This is a genomic window from Salinarimonas soli (genome assembly GCF_008386575.1).
Taxonomy (GTDB): Bacteria; Pseudomonadota; Alphaproteobacteria; order Rhizobiales; family Beijerinckiaceae; genus Salinarimonas_A; species Salinarimonas_A soli.
On sequence record NZ_VUOA01000018.1, the window covers coordinates 90,005 to 105,524 of the forward strand.

General features: G+C 69.9%; 17 protein-coding genes. 11 read left to right on the top strand and 6 right to left on the bottom strand.

Translation table 11 applies throughout. The features are described 5' to 3' along the window. The first annotated feature begins 25 nt into the window (after nt 1-25). On the top strand, nt 26-355 hold the full coding sequence (locus F0L46_RS08620) for a hypothetical protein (protein WP_149816693.1): 330 nt from the start codon (nt 26-28) through the stop codon (nt 353-355). Nucleotides 356-422: 67 nt separating this feature from the next. Here the strand turns inward: F0L46_RS08620 and F0L46_RS08625 are convergent, their stop codons facing one another. Continuing rightward, nucleotides 423-662 carry a hypothetical protein gene (locus F0L46_RS08625; RefSeq protein ID WP_149816695.1) on the bottom strand — a complete coding sequence of 80 codons (240 nt, stop codon included), beginning with the start codon at nt 660-662 and terminating at the stop codon, nt 423-425. A gap of 91 nt (nt 663-753) precedes the next feature. After that, nucleotides 754-2,445, bottom strand: a complete 1,692-nt coding sequence (locus tag F0L46_RS08630; RefSeq protein WP_149816696.1) for a methyl-accepting chemotaxis protein — start codon at nt 2,443-2,445, stop codon at nt 754-756. Nucleotides 2,446-2,857: 412 nt separating this feature from the next. On the opposite strand from F0L46_RS08630, the gene F0L46_RS08635 reads away from it, so the two are divergent. The 4 genes from F0L46_RS08635 to F0L46_RS08650 all read left to right on the top strand — a co-directional run bounded on the left by F0L46_RS08635 (nt 2,858) and on the right by F0L46_RS08650 (nt 4,714). Next, nucleotides 2,858-3,085 (top strand): hypothetical protein, encoded by a 228-nt coding sequence (locus tag F0L46_RS08635; RefSeq protein ID WP_149816697.1) that lies wholly within the window; start codon nt 2,858-2,860, stop codon nt 3,083-3,085. Nucleotides 3,086-3,123: 38 nt separating this feature from the next. Beyond that, nucleotides 3,124-3,408: a hypothetical protein gene (locus F0L46_RS08640; RefSeq protein WP_149816698.1), complete on the top strand. Its 285-nt coding sequence runs from the start codon at nt 3,124-3,126 to the stop codon at nt 3,406-3,408. 92 nt (nt 3,409-3,500) lie between these two features. Then, complete coding sequence (locus F0L46_RS08645; protein WP_149816699.1) at nt 3,501-3,980, top strand: CAP domain-containing protein; 480 nt, start codon at nt 3,501-3,503, stop codon at nt 3,978-3,980. 344 nt (nt 3,981-4,324) lie between these two features. Continuing rightward, nucleotides 4,325-4,714, top strand: coding sequence for a response regulator (locus tag F0L46_RS08650; RefSeq protein WP_149816701.1), 390 nt, complete (start codon nt 4,325-4,327; stop codon nt 4,712-4,714). A gap of 17 nt (nt 4,715-4,731) precedes the next feature. Here F0L46_RS08650 and F0L46_RS08655 read toward each other — a convergent pair whose 3' ends face one another. Further along, nucleotides 4,732-6,060, bottom strand: coding sequence for an Hsp70 family protein (locus tag F0L46_RS08655; RefSeq protein ID WP_149816702.1), 1,329 nt, complete (start codon nt 6,058-6,060; stop codon nt 4,732-4,734). A gap of 159 nt (nt 6,061-6,219) precedes the next feature. Between F0L46_RS08655 and F0L46_RS08660 the strand changes: the two genes are divergently transcribed. Both F0L46_RS08660 and F0L46_RS08665 read left to right on the top strand, forming a co-directional pair. Next, nucleotides 6,220-6,561 carry a cupin domain-containing protein gene (locus F0L46_RS08660; RefSeq protein WP_149816703.1) on the top strand — a complete coding sequence of 114 codons (342 nt, stop codon included), beginning with the start codon at nt 6,220-6,222 and terminating at the stop codon, nt 6,559-6,561. Nucleotides 6,562-6,633: 72 nt separating this feature from the next. Beyond that, nucleotides 6,634-6,861: a hypothetical protein gene (locus tag F0L46_RS08665; RefSeq protein ID WP_149816704.1), complete on the top strand. Its 228-nt coding sequence runs from the start codon at nt 6,634-6,636 to the stop codon at nt 6,859-6,861. 7 nt (nt 6,862-6,868) lie between these two features. On the opposite strand, the gene F0L46_RS08670 is transcribed toward F0L46_RS08665, so the two are convergent. From F0L46_RS08670 to F0L46_RS08680, 3 genes are read right to left on the bottom strand one after another with little or no spacing between them, the layout of a single operon-like run. After that, nucleotides 6,869-7,279: a PaaI family thioesterase gene (locus F0L46_RS08670; protein WP_149816705.1), complete on the bottom strand. Its 411-nt coding sequence runs from the start codon at nt 7,277-7,279 to the stop codon at nt 6,869-6,871. Continuing rightward, nucleotides 7,276-8,796, bottom strand: a complete 1,521-nt coding sequence (locus F0L46_RS08675; RefSeq protein WP_149816706.1) for a 3-hydroxyacyl-CoA dehydrogenase — start codon at nt 8,794-8,796, stop codon at nt 7,276-7,278. The genes F0L46_RS08670 and F0L46_RS08675 overlap by 4 nt, the downstream gene beginning before the upstream one ends. A gap of 1 nt (nt 8,797) precedes the next feature. Further along, nucleotides 8,798-9,583: an enoyl-CoA hydratase-related protein gene (locus F0L46_RS08680; protein ID WP_438646664.1), complete on the bottom strand. Its 786-nt coding sequence runs from the start codon at nt 9,581-9,583 to the stop codon at nt 8,798-8,800. 148 nt (nt 9,584-9,731) lie between these two features. Here F0L46_RS08680 and F0L46_RS08685 point away from each other — a divergent pair, with 148 nt between their 5' ends. The 4 genes from F0L46_RS08685 (at nt 9,732) to F0L46_RS08700 (ending at nt 15,505) form a co-directional block, all read left to right on the top strand. After that, nucleotides 9,732-10,574: an IclR family transcriptional regulator gene (locus tag F0L46_RS08685; protein WP_149816708.1), complete on the top strand. Its 843-nt coding sequence runs from the start codon at nt 9,732-9,734 to the stop codon at nt 10,572-10,574. Nucleotides 10,575-10,582: 8 nt separating this feature from the next. After that, nucleotides 10,583-11,737 carry an acyl-CoA dehydrogenase family protein gene (locus F0L46_RS08690; protein ID WP_149816710.1) on the top strand — a complete coding sequence of 385 codons (1,155 nt, stop codon included), beginning with the start codon at nt 10,583-10,585 and terminating at the stop codon, nt 11,735-11,737. A 214-nt stretch (nt 11,738-11,951) separates the two neighbouring features. Next, a complete protein-coding gene (locus F0L46_RS08695; protein ID WP_149816712.1) occupies nt 11,952-13,502 on the top strand; it encodes a class I adenylate-forming enzyme family protein in 1,551 nt (516 codons plus the stop codon). After that, entirely contained in the window at nt 13,499-15,505 is a 2,007-nt protein-coding gene (locus F0L46_RS08700) for a TRAP transporter permease (RefSeq protein ID WP_149816714.1), read from the top strand. The genes F0L46_RS08695 and F0L46_RS08700 overlap by 4 nt, the downstream gene beginning before the upstream one ends. Nucleotides 15,506-15,520 lie beyond the last annotated feature (15 nt).

Here is a 15,520-nt window from a genome sequence, read left to right on the forward strand (position 1 = left end):
GGGGCTCCGACGGCAGGAGGTTCATATGGCTATGCGTGCGTTGCTCGCCCTCACGGGCGCCGTTCTCATGTCGGGCCAGGCATTGGCCGGACCGTGTACGCAGAAAATCACGGAACTCGGGCAGGCCGTCACCGCGCGGCACGAGGGCGCCGGGCCCGCGATCGCCGACAACCCGACGACGGGCTCCACGAATCAGGCCGCGCCGGCGACGCCGAAGAGGGCCGACGCGCCGCGCGAGAACGAGGCGATGGCGATGCTTCAGAGGGCGCGCGATCTCGACGCCCGGGGCCAGGAGGACGAGTGCATGTCGGTCGTGCGCCGGGTCGAGGCGATGGCTCCCGCGACCGCGAAGTGATCGTCCTCGGAAACGCAACAGGCCCGGCCGTGGGGCCGGGCCTGCCGCAGACGTCAAAGGTTGAGGCTCAGCAATCGGTCTTCTTGGTCGTGGTGTCGCCGAGCGCGTCGGACTTGCGCTCCGTCGTCGTCGAGCAGCCGACCGAGCCGGTGGTCTCCACGGACCGCTTCTCGACGACCGTGGGCGTATCGCGCTTCTCGATGACCGTGGTCGACGAGGGCGCCGAGTCCCGCTTGATGATCGTCGTGTCCTGAGCGAAAGCGGCCGTGCCGATCACGGACGCGGCAAGAATGAGAGCCAGACGCATCTTCCATCTCCTAAGCTGATCCACTGGACGGATAAGCTCGAAATGCAGGCGAGGTTCCCGCTCCGGTCCCGGGTTGCGCCGCGCTCCGGCGTCAGGCGGCCTTCACGCCCGACAGGAAGCTGTTCACCTCCCGGCCGAGGCTGTCGGCGTGGCGGGCCAGCTCCTGGGCGGCGGAGAGCACCTGCGAGGCGGCCGCTCCGGTCTCGCCGGCGCCGTGGCGCACGTCGCCGATGTTTCCCGTCACCATCTGGGTGCCGTGCGCGGCCTGCTGGACGTTGCGCGCGATCTCCTGGGTCGCGGCGCCCTGCTCCTCCATGGCAGCCGCGATGGCGGTCGAGATCTGGCTCATCTCACCGATGGTCCGCCCGATGCCCTGGATGGCGTCCACCGCCTGGCGCGTGGCGGTCTGCACCTCCGCGATCTGGGCGCCGATCTCCTCGGTGGCCCGCGTGGTCTGCCCGGCGAGCTCCTTCACCTCGGTGGCGACCACGGCGAAGCCCCGCCCCGCCTCGCCGGCGCGCGCCGCCTCGATCGTGGCGTTGAGCGCCAGAAGGTTGGTCTGGCCCGCGATGTTGTTGATAAGTGCGATTACCCCGCCGATCTTCTCGGCGGTGACCGCAAGGGTCTGCACCATGGAGTTGGTGCGGCGCGCATCGTCGACGGCGGCCTGGGCGATCCGGGTGGACTGGTTGACCTGCGTGGCGATCTCGGAGATCGACGAGGAGAGCTCCTCCGTCGCGACCGCGACGGTCTGGACGTTGGCGGAGGTCTGCTCGGCGGCCGACGCCACGTTCACCGACTGGCTCGTGGTTTGCTGCGCGATGGAGGTCATGCTCTGGGCGGTCGCCTCCATCTCGGTGGCGGCGCTCGTCAGCCCCTGCGTCAGGGCCGAGACGTTCATCTCGAAGCGCTTCGTGAGGTCGTCGAGCATCTGGGCGCGGCGCATCTTGGCCTCGTCGTCCGCCTTCTGGGCCGCCGCCAGGCGACGCGCCTCGATCGCATTGTCCTTGAAGGTCTGGAGCGCGCGGGCCAGCACGCCGATCTCGTCGCGCCGGTTCACGCCCTCCACCGTAACGTCGAGGTCGCCGCCCGCGAGGCGCTCCGTGGCGTTCGTCGTGCGGGCCAGCGGCCGCGCCATGCCGTAGACGGCGACAGCGGCGAGAAGGCTGATGGAGATGGCAAGCCCGATCACGGCCGTGATGATGAGGGTATTGGACGCGCTCGCTGCGGTTGCCGCGGCCTCCGCCTTGACGGACGCCATGGTGGCTGCGTTCGCCACGATCCGGTCCTCGATGAGCTGGCGCGCCTTGATCCGCGCCTGACGCCCCTCGCCGGACGACAGCTTGAAGGCCGCCTCGTTCTCGTTCTTGAGCCCGTGCGCGACGCTGCGGGTCATGATCTCGAAGAACGCCGTCACGCCGGCCTTGACCGACTCGTTAGCGACCCGCCGCTCGGGCGTCGGCGACAGGGCGATCAGGCGTTCGAGGTCGGCGAGCGTCGACGAGGTGGCCTCGTTGAAGCGCTTCTCGTAGGCCGCCATCTCCTTGGGATCGCTCTCGATGATCAGGTTTTTCTCCTGGATCGTGGCTTCGTTGACGCTCGCCCGGATGTTCAGAAGGAGCGCTTGGCGCGCCGCGGCGCCTTCGATGATCCCCTGCGTCTGCATGGCCAGGGTATCGATGTTGGACTTCGCCATCGCAACGAGCCCGATGGTCACGGCGACCAGCAGGGATGCCGGGATGATGAGCTTGACGATCAGCTTGAGGTTGTCGAGAGCACGCATGATCTGCACCAGGTCGCCCCTTAGGGCCATGGAGATGGCTCGTCACTGATCCGAGCCGCCGAGTAGATCACTGAGACTTCTGCTCTCGGTCTTACCAGATTATTTCCTGACGCAACGGAACCGCATCATAAACACGTACAATTCAGATATCGTACTTATGACGGTGCGTCATGTGTTACGTTCCGGTTTATTGAAGCTTCGCACGTCTCTTATTATCAAGTCATTAGCCTGTCCGGCGAACCATCGCATGTCGACTTCTCGACAGCCCACCTCTGAGCCTTGCAATAGCTGATGGCGGCTCCCGAGCGTTCGATGCGGCCTTCCCTTCGGGGAACACCGGATCGGGAGGATACGGCTGCCGACGCAGCGTTCGCTGTGGCACCAAACGGCACCCCTGGAACGGATGCTCCCAATGTCGAACCCCCAGCTCGACCCCTTCAACTTCCTCCCGGCGATCACCGATGCCGCGGCCGCCCTCAAGGACGAGGTCGATCCTTATTTGCTCCTGAAGGCCGCTGCGCGGATCCACACGAGCGCTCCGAACCTGTCGCTCATGCTGCAAAGCAAGGCGCGCCGCGCTTTCATCGTCCGCTGGATGCTCTGCCAGGCGGTCGGCGGCGATCTGACCACCGAGGTCTGACGCCGCCCCCTCGGATATCCGCCCTCACGCGAGCGCCCATGACCTCGACCAGCACCTGGCTTTCGGACCTGCGGCGCGCGGTGCATGGCAGCGAGGATGCCGACCTCAGGGCGCTCGACATCCTCGAGGCGACCCGTAACCTGTCGGAACTCCCGGCGACGGCGCACGAGACGGGGGCGCTCAATCGGCTGCAGAGGGTGGCTCTGGCCATGGCCGGCGTCCGGCCCGACGACCTGCGCCGCGCCGACATCCTGAACGATCTGTCCGAAGCTTGGACGAAAGTGGAGGCGGCCTGGTCCGGTGCGCGGGACGAGCGCGCCTGATCGACGTGGCGCGTGACCGGCGGTGGCCAAAAGCCCGGCACCCGGTGTAGATCACCCCTGCCCTCGAACCAGAACTCTCCGGCAGGACCCGTATGCGCCTCCCCGCCCTCCTCTTCCTCGGCCTTGCGCTGTCGCTCGGCGGCTGCGGCCTCCTCGGCTCGCCGACGGCCCGCTACCCGGTCGTGACATCCGCAGACGAGGCCGCGTCGGCCGCCGCGATGATCTCGGCTTATCGGCGCTCGCGCGGCCTGCCCGCGGTGCGGGTCGATCCGGCTCTGACGAAGGTGGCCGAGCATCAGGCCCGCGCGATGGCGAGCACGGGCGTGTTCGACCATGAGGTCGGCGGGAGCTTCTACACCCGGATCCGGCAGTACAACGTCAATCATCGCGCGGCCGCCGAGAACCTGAGCATGGGTGCCCGCACCGTGAGCGAAGCCATGGCGGATTGGAAAGCGTCCGCCGGCCACAACGCCAACCTGCTCCTGCCCGAGGCGACGCGGATCGGCCTCGTGCGCGCCGATGCGGCCGTCGCGCGCGGCCAGCGCTACTGGGCGCTCGTGCTCGCCGATTGATGTGCCCGACCGAAAAAACCCCGCGGCCGGGACGCCGCGGGGGGAGTTCGGGAGACCTTGGGAGGTCGAGGGAAGCCTAGCGCCACGGTGAGGCCGGCCCATCCCCCAAATGGGGGATGAGGGGAGGAACATCGGCTCGCCTTGCCTGGACGGCCGCCGCCGTCGACCCCTGCCTCGGCTTCGCCTCCTGTGGCGGCCGTGGCGCGAACGAGCGGAACGCGGTCGGATACGTGCTTTGTCCCAAGTATTTGGGCGCATTCCGCCACCCGCGCGCTTCGCCTATGTAAGAGGCGACCTCTTCCGCCGGCTCGCGACCTCGCTGATTGCCGCCTTGAAAGCTCGTGATGGCCCATCCGTTTCGTGTCCTCGTCGTCGAGGATGAATACCTCATCCGCGAGGTGATCTGCTGCGAGCTGCGCGAGGAAGGTTTCGACGTCGTCGAGGCCGCGAGCGGGGCCGAGGCCGTGGAGCTGATCCGGGGCACCGCGCCCTTCGACGTCCTGTTCACCGACATCCGTCTCGGCGGTTCTCCCGACGGGTGGGACGTCGCGCATGCGTTTCGTGCCCGTTTTCCCGGCGCGCCCGTCGCCTATGCCAGCGCCTATGCGCCCGGCGAGCGGCGTCCCGTTCCCGACAGCGTGTTCTTCCCCAAGCCCTATCGCCCGACGGCCGTTTGCCGCGCCCTGTACGGGATGCTCGGCGGAGCCCATGAGCCGGAACGCGTGGCCGGCTGACTCCTGCCGTTGGCGGATCAGCGCTCGCGGGCGGCCCAGCGAAGCGGGTCCGGCGCGCGGCCGATGAGGGCAAGGCCGTAGGCGATCGACTCGAACTGGTCGGCCGAGGTGAGCCGGCTCTCGCCGAAGCGCTCGACGAAGAGACGACGGATCGCCGGCACGAAGGACGTGCCGCCCGTGAGGAACACGCGGTCGATCGCGGCCGCCTCCACTCCGGCATCGGCCAGCGCCTCGTCCACGGTTGCCGCGATTCGCGCGACGTCGGGCGCGATCCAACCCTCGAAATCCTCGCGCGTGACGGCGGCCTCGATGAGGATGTCCGCCGCCTGGAAGCGGAACCGCGCCTCGTCCCTGCCCGAGAGCGCGAGCTTCAGCTCCGACACCGCCCGGTAGAGCCCGAAACCGAGATCGTATTCGACGAGGTCGCCGAAGGCGTCGAGAGGTCCGGGATCGAGGGCAGCGCGGGCGAGCTCCCGCAACTCTTTGAGGTCGCCGGAGCCCTTCATGAGCGCGAGGTGGTTCCACCGGGCGAGGTTCGCGAAATAGTGGTTCGGCACCGTCAGGATCTTGTCGCCCATCGAGCGATAAAGCCCGCCCTTGCCGAGCCGCGGCGCCACGACCTTGTCGACGATCCGGGCGTCGAAGGCGTCGCCCGCGATGCCCACGCCCGCCTGGCCCAGGGGCTCTGCCCGCAGCTCGCCCCCGGCGTCGCGGGCAAAGCGCATCACCGAGAAGTCGCTCGTCCCGCCGCCGAAATCGGCCACCAGTACGGTCGCGTCGTGCCGGAGCGTGTTGGCGTAGAAGAACGCCGCTCCGACGGGCTCGTAGACATAGGCCGCCCCCGGCGCGCCGAGCCGCTCGAAGGCGGTGCGGTAGCGGCGCATGGCGAGCGCGTCGTCGGGATGCGTGCCGGCGAAGCGGACGGGGCGCCCGACGACGACGCGGGGAGCGGCGGCGAGATCGAGGCCCTCGGCGTGGCGCAGCAGGGTGCGCAGGAAGGTCGCGAGGAGGTCCTCGAAGCGGTAGCGGTCCCGGAAGATCCGCGTCTCCTGGAACGAAGCGCTCGCCGCGAAGGTCTTGAACGACTGAAGGAAGCGGTGCGCCTGCAAGCCCTCCAGGAACTGCTCGATCGCGAACGGCCCGCCCTCGACCCGCGTCTCCCGGCCGGCGCCTCGCACCTCGTCCCAGAAGCAGAGCGCCGTGGCATAGACCTTCAGCCGCTCGCCACGATGATCGAAGGTGATGGCCTGCGCCTTCCCGTCCGGCCCGGCCAGGGCGACGACGGTGTTGCTGGTGCCGAAATCGATGCCGATCGAAAGGGGCGGCGCGTCGCTCGCGTGCGGCAAGGGGCTCTCCTGGCGCTCCGGACGGCGGGCCCGTCTAGCCCATCGGCGGCGCGCTGGCGAGCCGTCATGGCGAGGTCCCCTGCCCTGCCCTGCGACAAGCCGGCCCGGGAACGCCGACCCCGAGCGGTCGTTGTGGCGGTTACGATTGGGAGACGCGCCATGACCGACACGACGTTGATGAAGGTGAGCAGCGAGGCCTCGCCGAAGGGCCACATGGGCCAGATCTATCTCGCCACCGGCAAGAAAGTCTCGATGCGGATGTGGCGGGACGAGCAGCCCCAGGACGGCAAGGAGACCGCCGCCCGCGACTACGAGACGGTCGGCTTCGTGATCTCGGGACGCGCCGAGCTCACCATCGAGGGCCAGACGATCCGCCTCGAGCCCGGCGATTCGTGGCTCGTACCCCCGGGCGCCCGGCACACCTACAAAATTCTGGAAGCCTTCACCGCGGTCGAGGCGACGGCGCCGCCGGCGCAGGTCCACGGCCGCGACGAGGGCTGACGCGCGGGTTGCCGGCTCCGCGACCTACGGCTAAGCCCAGCGCGGCAGCACAGCGCCGAGCCGGAGCGCCCCATGGCCCTTGTCGCCAAACGCATCATGACGGAGACCTGGCGCGAGGCCCTGCGCCGGGTCGGCGCGCGGGCCGGGCGGGAGGCGGACTGCCTCGCCGCCTACGATGCCGCCCGCCGGGAGGGCACGCCCGAGCACGAGGCGGCCTACCGGACCCTCAAGGAGCGAGGGCTTCTGGAGCATGTCGACCTGCCGGGCGATCCGTCAGGGGCGCTTCCCGTGCCGACCTGACGGGCCGTTAGAGCGACACGTAGCGGAACGTGCCCGTCCCATGGGCGATCAGGCGGCCGTCCCCGTCGTGGAGCTCGGCATTGGCGTAGAAAATCGAGCGGCCGCCCCCGATCCGCCGGCCCGTCGCGACGAGGCGACCGGCCTTGACGCTCGCGACGTAGCTCGTCGTGAACGAGAGCGTCAGGGTGCGCCGGACCTCGCCCGGGGTCGCGCAATAGACCCCCGCATAGCCGGCCGCCGTGTCGAGCACCGTGGTGATGATCCCGCCGTGGAGCAGGCCCGCGCGGTTGAGATGTTCGGGGCGGATCTCGTAGGCGAGGCGCGCGCCGTCCGGCTCCCACGCCTCCAGACGATAGCCGAGGAGACGCTGGAGCGGGCTGCCGTCCACCTGCTCGCGCTCCAGGTTCGGATCGCTCATCGGCGCGGCTCCGGCGTCCGCAGGGACAGCCCGAGATCGGCCCGGCGGCGCAGCCACGGGCTCAGCCGGTAGCGCGGATCGCCGGAGAGCTCGTGGAGGGCGCGCAGGATCGCGGCGATCCGGTCGGGCCCGACCGCGTCGCCAAGCGCAAGCGGTCCCTGGGGGTAGCCGAGCCCTAAGCGGACCGCGTCGTCGATGTCCTCGACCGCGGCGATGCCCGCCTGCGCCATGTCACAGGCGATGTTGACGATGGTCGCCACGGCGCGCTGGGCGATGAAGCCCGCGCAGTCGCGGATGCGGGTGACGGGCGTGCCGTCGGCGGCAAGGAGCGCGTGGGCTGCGTCGAGGGCGTCCGGCTCCGTGGCGGGCGTTCCCATGATGACACGGCGCTTGGCAAAGCCGAACAGCCCGTCGATCGCGACCACCCGGGCCGGCCCGATACCGAGGAGGCGGGCCGTCTGCGTCGCGTCGTAGCCGAGCGGCGCCACGAGGCAGACGGCGTCGGGCGGGGGTTCCGGGCCCTCGGCGACCGGCCAGCCCGCGGCGCCGGCGATGGCCACGAGGTCCGCACGCCAGGCCCGCTCTGCGGTGGCGATCCAGATCGGACGCGGCGCGGCGGACGGGGCGGGCCCCTCCGGCACGGGCTCCTGCCCGGCGCCGCCATGGCGATAGAATCCCTCCCCCGCCTTGCGCCCGAGGAGGCCCGCGTCGAGCCGTTGCCGCAGGAGCCAGGACGGGCGGAAGCGTGGCTCGCCGTGGAACTGACGGTGCATCGATTCCATGACGGGCTGCGACACGTCGAGGCCCGTGAGGTCCATGAGCTCGAACGGTCCCAGGCGGAAGCCGACCTGGTCGCGCAGGGCCCGATCCACGTCGGCGAACGTGGCGGCGCCCTCGGCGGCCACGATCTGCAGGGCCTCCGTGCCAAAACCCCGTCCGGCATGGTTGACGATGAAACCAGGCGAGTCGCCGCAGCGCACGGCCCGGTGCCCCATCTCGGCGGCAAATGCCGCGAGCCGGTCGCAGACGGCCGGGTCCGTCCGGGCGCCGGCGATTACCTCGACGACGCGCATCAGGGGCACGGGATTGAAGAAGTGGTAGCCCGCCACCCGAGCGGGCTTCTCGCACGCCGCCGCGATCGTGGTGACCGACAGGGACGAGGTGTTCGTGGCGAGGACGCAATCGGGGCTCACGGCGGCTTCGATCTCCCGGAACACCCGCCGCTTCACGTCGAGATCCTCGACGATCGCCTCCACGACGAGATCGCAATCGCGCAGATCCGCGGTCGACGCGGCCGTGGCGACCCTCTCGCCGGCGGTCCGCGCCGCCTCGGGGGTGAGCTTGCCCTTCTCGGCGAGCTTGCCCCAGGTCTCGACGAGGCGCGCCTTCGCGGCGTCCGCGGCCCCCTCCCTCGCGTCGAAGAGGAGCACGGCAGCGCCTGCCTGCGCCGCGATCTGGGCGATGCCAGCCCCCATGGCGCCCGTGCCGACGATGCCCACCCGCGCAAAGGACGGCATCTCAGCGGCCCTCGAACTTGGGCTGGCGCTTGTCGAGGAAGGCCCGCATGCCCTCTTTCTGGTCCTGCGTCGCGAAGAGGAGCTGGAACGCCTTGCGTTCCAGCGCCAGCGCCGAGGCGAGCGGGATGTCCTCGCCGAGCAGCGCCACCTCCTTGATCTGCTCGGCGGCGAGCGGCGGCAGCGCGGCGATCTCAAGCGCGAGCGCGGTGGCGCGGGCCATGAGGTCGGAATCGGGTACCACCTCGCTCACGAGGCCGATGCGCTCGGCCTCGGCGGCGTCGATGATGGCACCCGTGAGGAGGAGCTTCATCGTCTTGAACTTGCCGAGCGCGCGGAGCATGCGCTGGGTCCCGCCCGCGCCGGGCATGATGCCGACCTTGATCTCCGGCTGCCCGAACCGGGCGCTCTCGCCGGCGATGATGATGTCGGCATGCATGGCAAGCTCGCAGCCGCCGCCGAGGGCGAACCCGTTCACCGCCGCGATCACCGGCTTCGGGCAGGCCTGGATCGCCTGCCATTGCAGGTGCGAGCGCCGCAGCATCATCTCGGCGGCGCTGCGTTCGGCCATGTCCTTGAGATCGGCCCCGGCGGCGAAGGCCTTGCCGGTCCCGGTGAGCACGATGGCGCGAACGGCATCATCCTGGCCGAGCTCGGTGAAAGCCGCGGCGAGCGCGACGCGGGTCGGGATGTCGAGGGCGTTGCGGGCCTCCCGCCGGTCGATCCGGACCAGGACCACGCCCGGTCCGAGGTCCTCGAGGCTCACCGTCGATCGCGCTTCGTCCGTCACCCGCACCTCCCTCGTTCCGCGCTGCGGAATTGCATTCCGCATGATTGACAGAAGGCTTAACCCAAGCCTAGCGTGAGTCCAACGAAAACAGACCGGTTCGCGAAGAAGACCGGATGACACCCGGGAGGACGACTGGATGAGCGCGCGGATGCGCCTTGAACGCCGGGGCGAGACCCCGTCGCCAACGGATGCGTCCGTGCGCTCCATCGTCTCCGAGGACGACCCCGGCGACCGCAACTTCGTCACCGCCCTCGCACGGGGCCTAGAAGTGCTGCGCGCCTTCGACTCGGCAAAGCTCCTCGGCAATCGCGAGATCGCCGAGCGCACGGGCTTGCCCAAGGCCACCGTCTCGCGCCTGACCTACACGCTCACCCGGCTCGGCTATCTCCAGCACGACGAGCAGCGTCAGGCCTACCGCCTCGACCCACGGGTGCTCGGCTTCGGCTTCGCCGCGCTCACCGATCTCGGCGTCCGCGACATCGCCCATCCCCTGATGGAGCGCCTTGCCCGCGATTCGGGACTCTCCTGCGGCCTCGGCATTCGCGACCGTCTTAGCGTCATGTACATCGACATGGTCGACGGCGGGCAGGCGATCACGCTGCGCGTCACGGTAGGCTCGCGCCTGCCCCTCGGCACGAGCGCTATGGGCCGCGCCCTCCTGTGCGGCCTGCCCCTCCCCGAACGCGACCACTTGGTCGGCATGATCCTCGACCGAGAGCCGGACTCCGCCCGCCGCGAGAGCATCGTGTTGGGGATCCGCCGCTCCGCCGACGAGATCGGCCGGACGGGGTTCTGCGCCGCGATCGGCGAATGGCAGGTGGATGTCGCCGGCATCGGTGTGCCCCTCGTCACCCCGGCCGGCGCCTTCGCCCTTAATCTCGGCGGCCCGATCTACCGCGTCGACCGCGACCGGCTTCTCTCCGAATTTGCCCCCCGCCTCGTCGAGATCGCCCGCCATGTGCGCGACCGGCTCGGCGCCCTTCGCCCCTGAGACCCCCGATGATCCGCGATCCCGACACCCTCCAGGCCTTCGTCTCGCAGCTCCGCCGCTTCGTCGAGGAGCGCCTCATTCCACGCGAGGCGGAGGTGGCGGAGACCGACCGGATCCCGCCAGACATCGTCTCCGAGATGCGGGAGATGGGCCTGTTCGGCATGTCGATTCCCGAGGATTTCGGCGGGCTCGGCCTCACCATGGAGGAGGAGGTCACGGTCGCCTTCGAGTTCGGCCGCACCTCGCCCGCCTTCCGCTCGCTCGTGGGCACCAATAACGGCATCGGCTCGCAGGGCATCGTCATCGACGGCACGCCGGAGCAGAAGGCCTATTACCTGCCCCGCCTCGCCTCCGGCGAGATCGTTGGCTCCTTCGCGCTCACCGAGCCGGATGTCGGCTCCGACGCGGGCTCTTTGCGCACGAACGCGCGACGGGTCGACGGCGGCTACGTGATCAACGGCACGAAGCGCTACATCACCAACGCGCCCCATGCGGGCCTCTTCACGGTCTTCGCCCGCACCGATCCCGACTCGAAGCACGCGGGCGGCGTGTCGGCCTTCCTCGTCGACGGCGGCACGCCGGGCCTGAAGATCGGCAAGATCGACAAGAAGATGGGCCAGAAGGGCGCCCACACCGCGGACGTGATCTTCGAGGATTGCTTCGTGCCGGAAAGCGCCCTGCTCGGCGGGCGCGAGAACGTCGGGTTCAAGACGGCCATGAAGGTTCTCGACCGCGGGCGCCTCCACATCGGCGCGGTCTGCGTCGGCGTCGCCTACCGGCTCATCGAGGAGTCGCTGCGCTACGCCATGGACCGCAAGCAGTTCGGGCAGCCGATCTCCGAGTTCCAGCTCGTCCAGGCGATGCTGGCCGACAGCCGGACGGAGGCCTATGCCGGCAAGGCGATGGTGCTGGAAACGGCGCGCCGCAAGGATCTCGGCGAGAACGTCGCCACCGACGCCGCCTGCTGCAAGCTGTTCTGCTCCGAGATGGTGGGCCGCGTCGCCGATCGGGCGGTGCAGATCCACGGCGGGGCTGGCTACATCGCGGAGTACGCGGTGGAGCGCTTCTATCGCGACGTCCGCCTGTTCCGGATCTACGAGGGCACGAGCCAGATCCAGCAGCTCGTCATCGCCCGCAACATGGTGAAGGAGGCGCGGGCGTGAGCGCGGCACGGCGGATCTCCACTTCTCCCTGCCCGCGGGGAGAGGGCTCCGCCCGCGGAGCGGCGGGCGAAGCGGCGAGGGTGAGGGGGTCTCCTCGCGATCGCTCGACCGTCCACGCCCTCTCACCCTCGCGCTGCCGCGCTCGCCATGAGGCCCGGCAGGGGGCCTTAGGGCTCTCTCCCCGCCGGGCGGGGAGAGGTGACGGAGCCCGCCCATGCCCCTGACCCCCGACGACGTGGCTCATGTCCGGCGCATCGACGACATCCCGCGCTTCCAGGCCGCCGCGCAGCCCGGTGCCGTGGCGCTCGTGCAGGGCGAGCGGCGCCTGACCTATGGGACATGGGAAGCCGCGATCTCGGCCGCGGCGGGGGAGCTCGCCACGCGGGGCCTGCACCCGGGCGACCGCATGATGATCGTCGCGGAGAACGGCGTCGTCCTCGCCACCCTATGCCATGCCGCCGCCCGGCTCGGCGCCTGGCCCGTGATCCTCAATGCCCGCCTTTCCGCCCGCGAGATCGACACCATCACGGCCCACGCCGAGCCCCGCCTCGTCGCCTTCGCCACGGATGTCTCTGTGGACGCGGCGGGCCACGCGGAGCGCTTCGCGACGGAGGAGATCCGCTGGCCGGAGCTGCCCGCGTTTCTCCTGACGGAGCCGCGCGAGGCAAGCCCGGAGCCCGTCCACGACGACCCGAGCCGTGACGTCGCCGCCCTGATCTACACGTCCGGCACCACGGGAACGCCGAAGGGCGTGATGCTCAGCCATGCGAACCTCCTGCACGTGGCGCGGTTTTCCGGCCATCTGCGGGGCCTGGCGCCGGGGGAGCGGGTGTTCGGCGCGCTCCCCATCAGCCACGTCTTCGGCCTTGCCTCCGTCTTCCTCGGCACGACGCTCTACGGCGGCACCCTCTATCTCGTGCCGCGGTTCGATCCGGCGGGGGCCCTGCGGCTTCTCGCGGACGAGCGGCTCACCGTATTCCAAGGCGTGCCCGCGATGTTCGCGCGCCTCGTCGAGCATGCCGACGCCGCGGGCGTGCCCGTCCAAGCGCCGGCTCTGCGCTACGCCTCGGCCGGCGGCTCGCCCCTCGATCTCGCGCTAAAGGCTCGCACGGAGGAGCGCTTGGGCGTCGTCCTGCACAACGGCTACGGCATGACGGAGCTCTCGCCCACCGTCGCCCAGACCCGCATGGACGCCCCGCGCACCGACGACAGCGTCGGCCCGGCGATCCCCGGACTCGAGATCCGCATCGTGTCGGCGGACGGCGAGCCGCTGCCCCCGGGTGCCGTCGGCACGCTCCAGGTCCGCGGGCCGACCGTGATGCTCGGCTATTATCGCAACCCGGCCGAGACGGCGCGAGTGCTCTCCCCCGAGGGTTGGCTCGACACCGGGGATCTCGCCCGCATCGAGGCGGACGGGTCGCTGTTCATCGTGGGACGGGCGAAGGAGCTCATCATCCGCTCAGGGTTCAACGTCTACCCGGAAGAGGTCGAGGGCGTGATCGGTGCCCATCCGGACGTGACCCTGTGCGCCGTCGTCGGGCGACGCGCCGCCGACGGCAACGAGGAGGTGGTCGCCTTCGTGCAGACCCGCCCCGGTGCCGCTTTCGAGGAGGCCGCTCTCCAGGCCTGGTGCGAGGAGCGCCTTGCGCCCTACAAGCGCCCGACCTGCATCGTCTGGCTCGACACGCTGCCGGCCTCCAGCACGGGAAAGATCCAGAAGGCTCCCTTGCGCGAGCGGGCGGCGGGCATGGAGGCGGGGGCATGAGCACCGACATCGCGGCCGCCGAGGCGCGCGGCGACATGATGGCCGAGGAGCTGGCCTATCGCCGGCTGCCGCGCGCCATCGAGCTCCTGTTCGCCGCGCTCACGGTCTTCGGCACCGTGATGGTGCTGAACCAGATGGCGAACCTGCAGTTCTTCGCCGGGATCACCATCCTGGAGAACCGCTACCTCTTCCTCCTCGCCGCCTTCTTCCTCGGTCTCGTCTTCCTCGCCTATCCGGCCCGTCCCGCCACGATGCGCGACGTGCCCTCCTGGATCGACTGGGTTTTGTTCGCCCTGAGCGCCGCGGTGCCGATCTGGTTCGCGGTGAACGCCGAGCGGGCCCTTAACGGCGGCTGGGAATATGCGGCGCCCGTCGAGGCGCAGGTCATGGCGGGCATTCTCGTGCTTCTCGTCATCGAGGCGACGCGCCGGGCCGGCGGGCTGGTGCTCGCCTGCGTGGTGGCCCTCGTCGCGCTCTATCCCGTGGTCGCCGACAAGATGCCCGGGCCGATCGCCGGCCTCGCCCAGCCGCTCACGACGACGGTGACGAACCACATCCTCTCCAACGAGAGCGCCTTCGGCATCCCGATGCGGGCTTTCGGCGAACTCGTCGTCGGGTTCATCATCTTCGGCGTGGCGCTCAACTACACGGGCGGCGGCAAGTTCTTCAACGACGTCGCCTTCGCCCTGGTCGGCCGGTTTCGTGGCGGGGCCGCGCAGGTCGGCGTGATCTCGTCGGGCCTCCAGGGCTCGATCTCGGGCTCGGTGATCTCCAACGTGATCTCGTCGGGCGTCGTGACGATCCCGGCCATGATGCGCACCGGTTTCGAGCGGCGCTACGCGGCGGGCGTCGAGGCGGTCGCCTCCACGGGCGGCGTGCTGATGCCCCCGGTCATGGGCTCGACGGCCTTCGTCATGGCAGGCTTCCTCGGCACGCCCTACTCGAACATCGCGGTCGCGGCGGCGGTGCCGGCGCTCCTGTTCTATTTCGGCCTCGCCATGCAGATCGACGCCTACGCGGCGCGGCGGGGGCTGAAGGGCCTGCCCGCGAGCGAGCTGCCGAGCCTCGGCCAAACCTTCAAGGAGGGCTGGACCTACATCGTCGTCTTCGCCGTGCTGGCCTACTTCCTCCTGGCTGAAAGCGACGAGGCGCTGGCGCCGTTCTACGCCACGGCCGTGCTCTTCGTGGTGAACCAGTTCGACCCCCGGCACCGTTTCACCCCAGCGAAGTTCCTCGCCTTCCTCACCGCCTGCGGCCGGTCGCTCGCCGAGCTCATCGCCATCCTGCTCGGCGTCGGCCTCATCGTCGGCGCGTTCTCGGTGACCGGGCTTGCCGGCACGCTCGCGAACGATCTCGTGTTCCTGGCCGGCAACAAGGTGTTGGCGCTGCTCGTCATGGGCGCCCTCACGAGCTTCGTCTTCGGCATGGGGATGACGGCGACCGCCTGCTACATCTTCCTCGCCATCACCCTCGCGCCGGCGCTGACGAAAGCCGGCCTCGATCCCATGGCCGTGCACCTCTTCATCTTCTACTGGGGCATGGTCTCCTTCATCACGCCGCCCGTAGCGCTTGGCTCCTTCGCCGCCGCGACGATCGCGCGAGCCAATCCCTTCCAAGTCGGCCTGGTCTCGATGCGCCTCGGATCGGTGATCTACATCGTGCCGTTCCTCTTCGTCCTGAACCCCGCCCTGATCCTGAAGGGCACGCCCTTCGAGATCGCCGAGGCGATCGTGACGGCGGCGGTCGGGATCGTGCTCATCTGCGCCGCGCTCCAGGGCTATCTGCTCGGCATCGGCCGCATCCCGGACGGGTTCGGGGGCGCCGCGATCCGTCTCGCGCTGGCCTTCGCGGGCCTGTGCATCGCGCTCCCGAGCGACAGGGTCTTCGGGCTCGACCACGCGCATTGGCAGCTCGTCGCGGTCGGCGCCGCCGTGGCCGGGATCGCCGCCTTTCTCATCCGGCGGATGGACGCACGCCAAGCCCCCGCCGTCCGCGCGACCTGACTGACGAACAAGAAG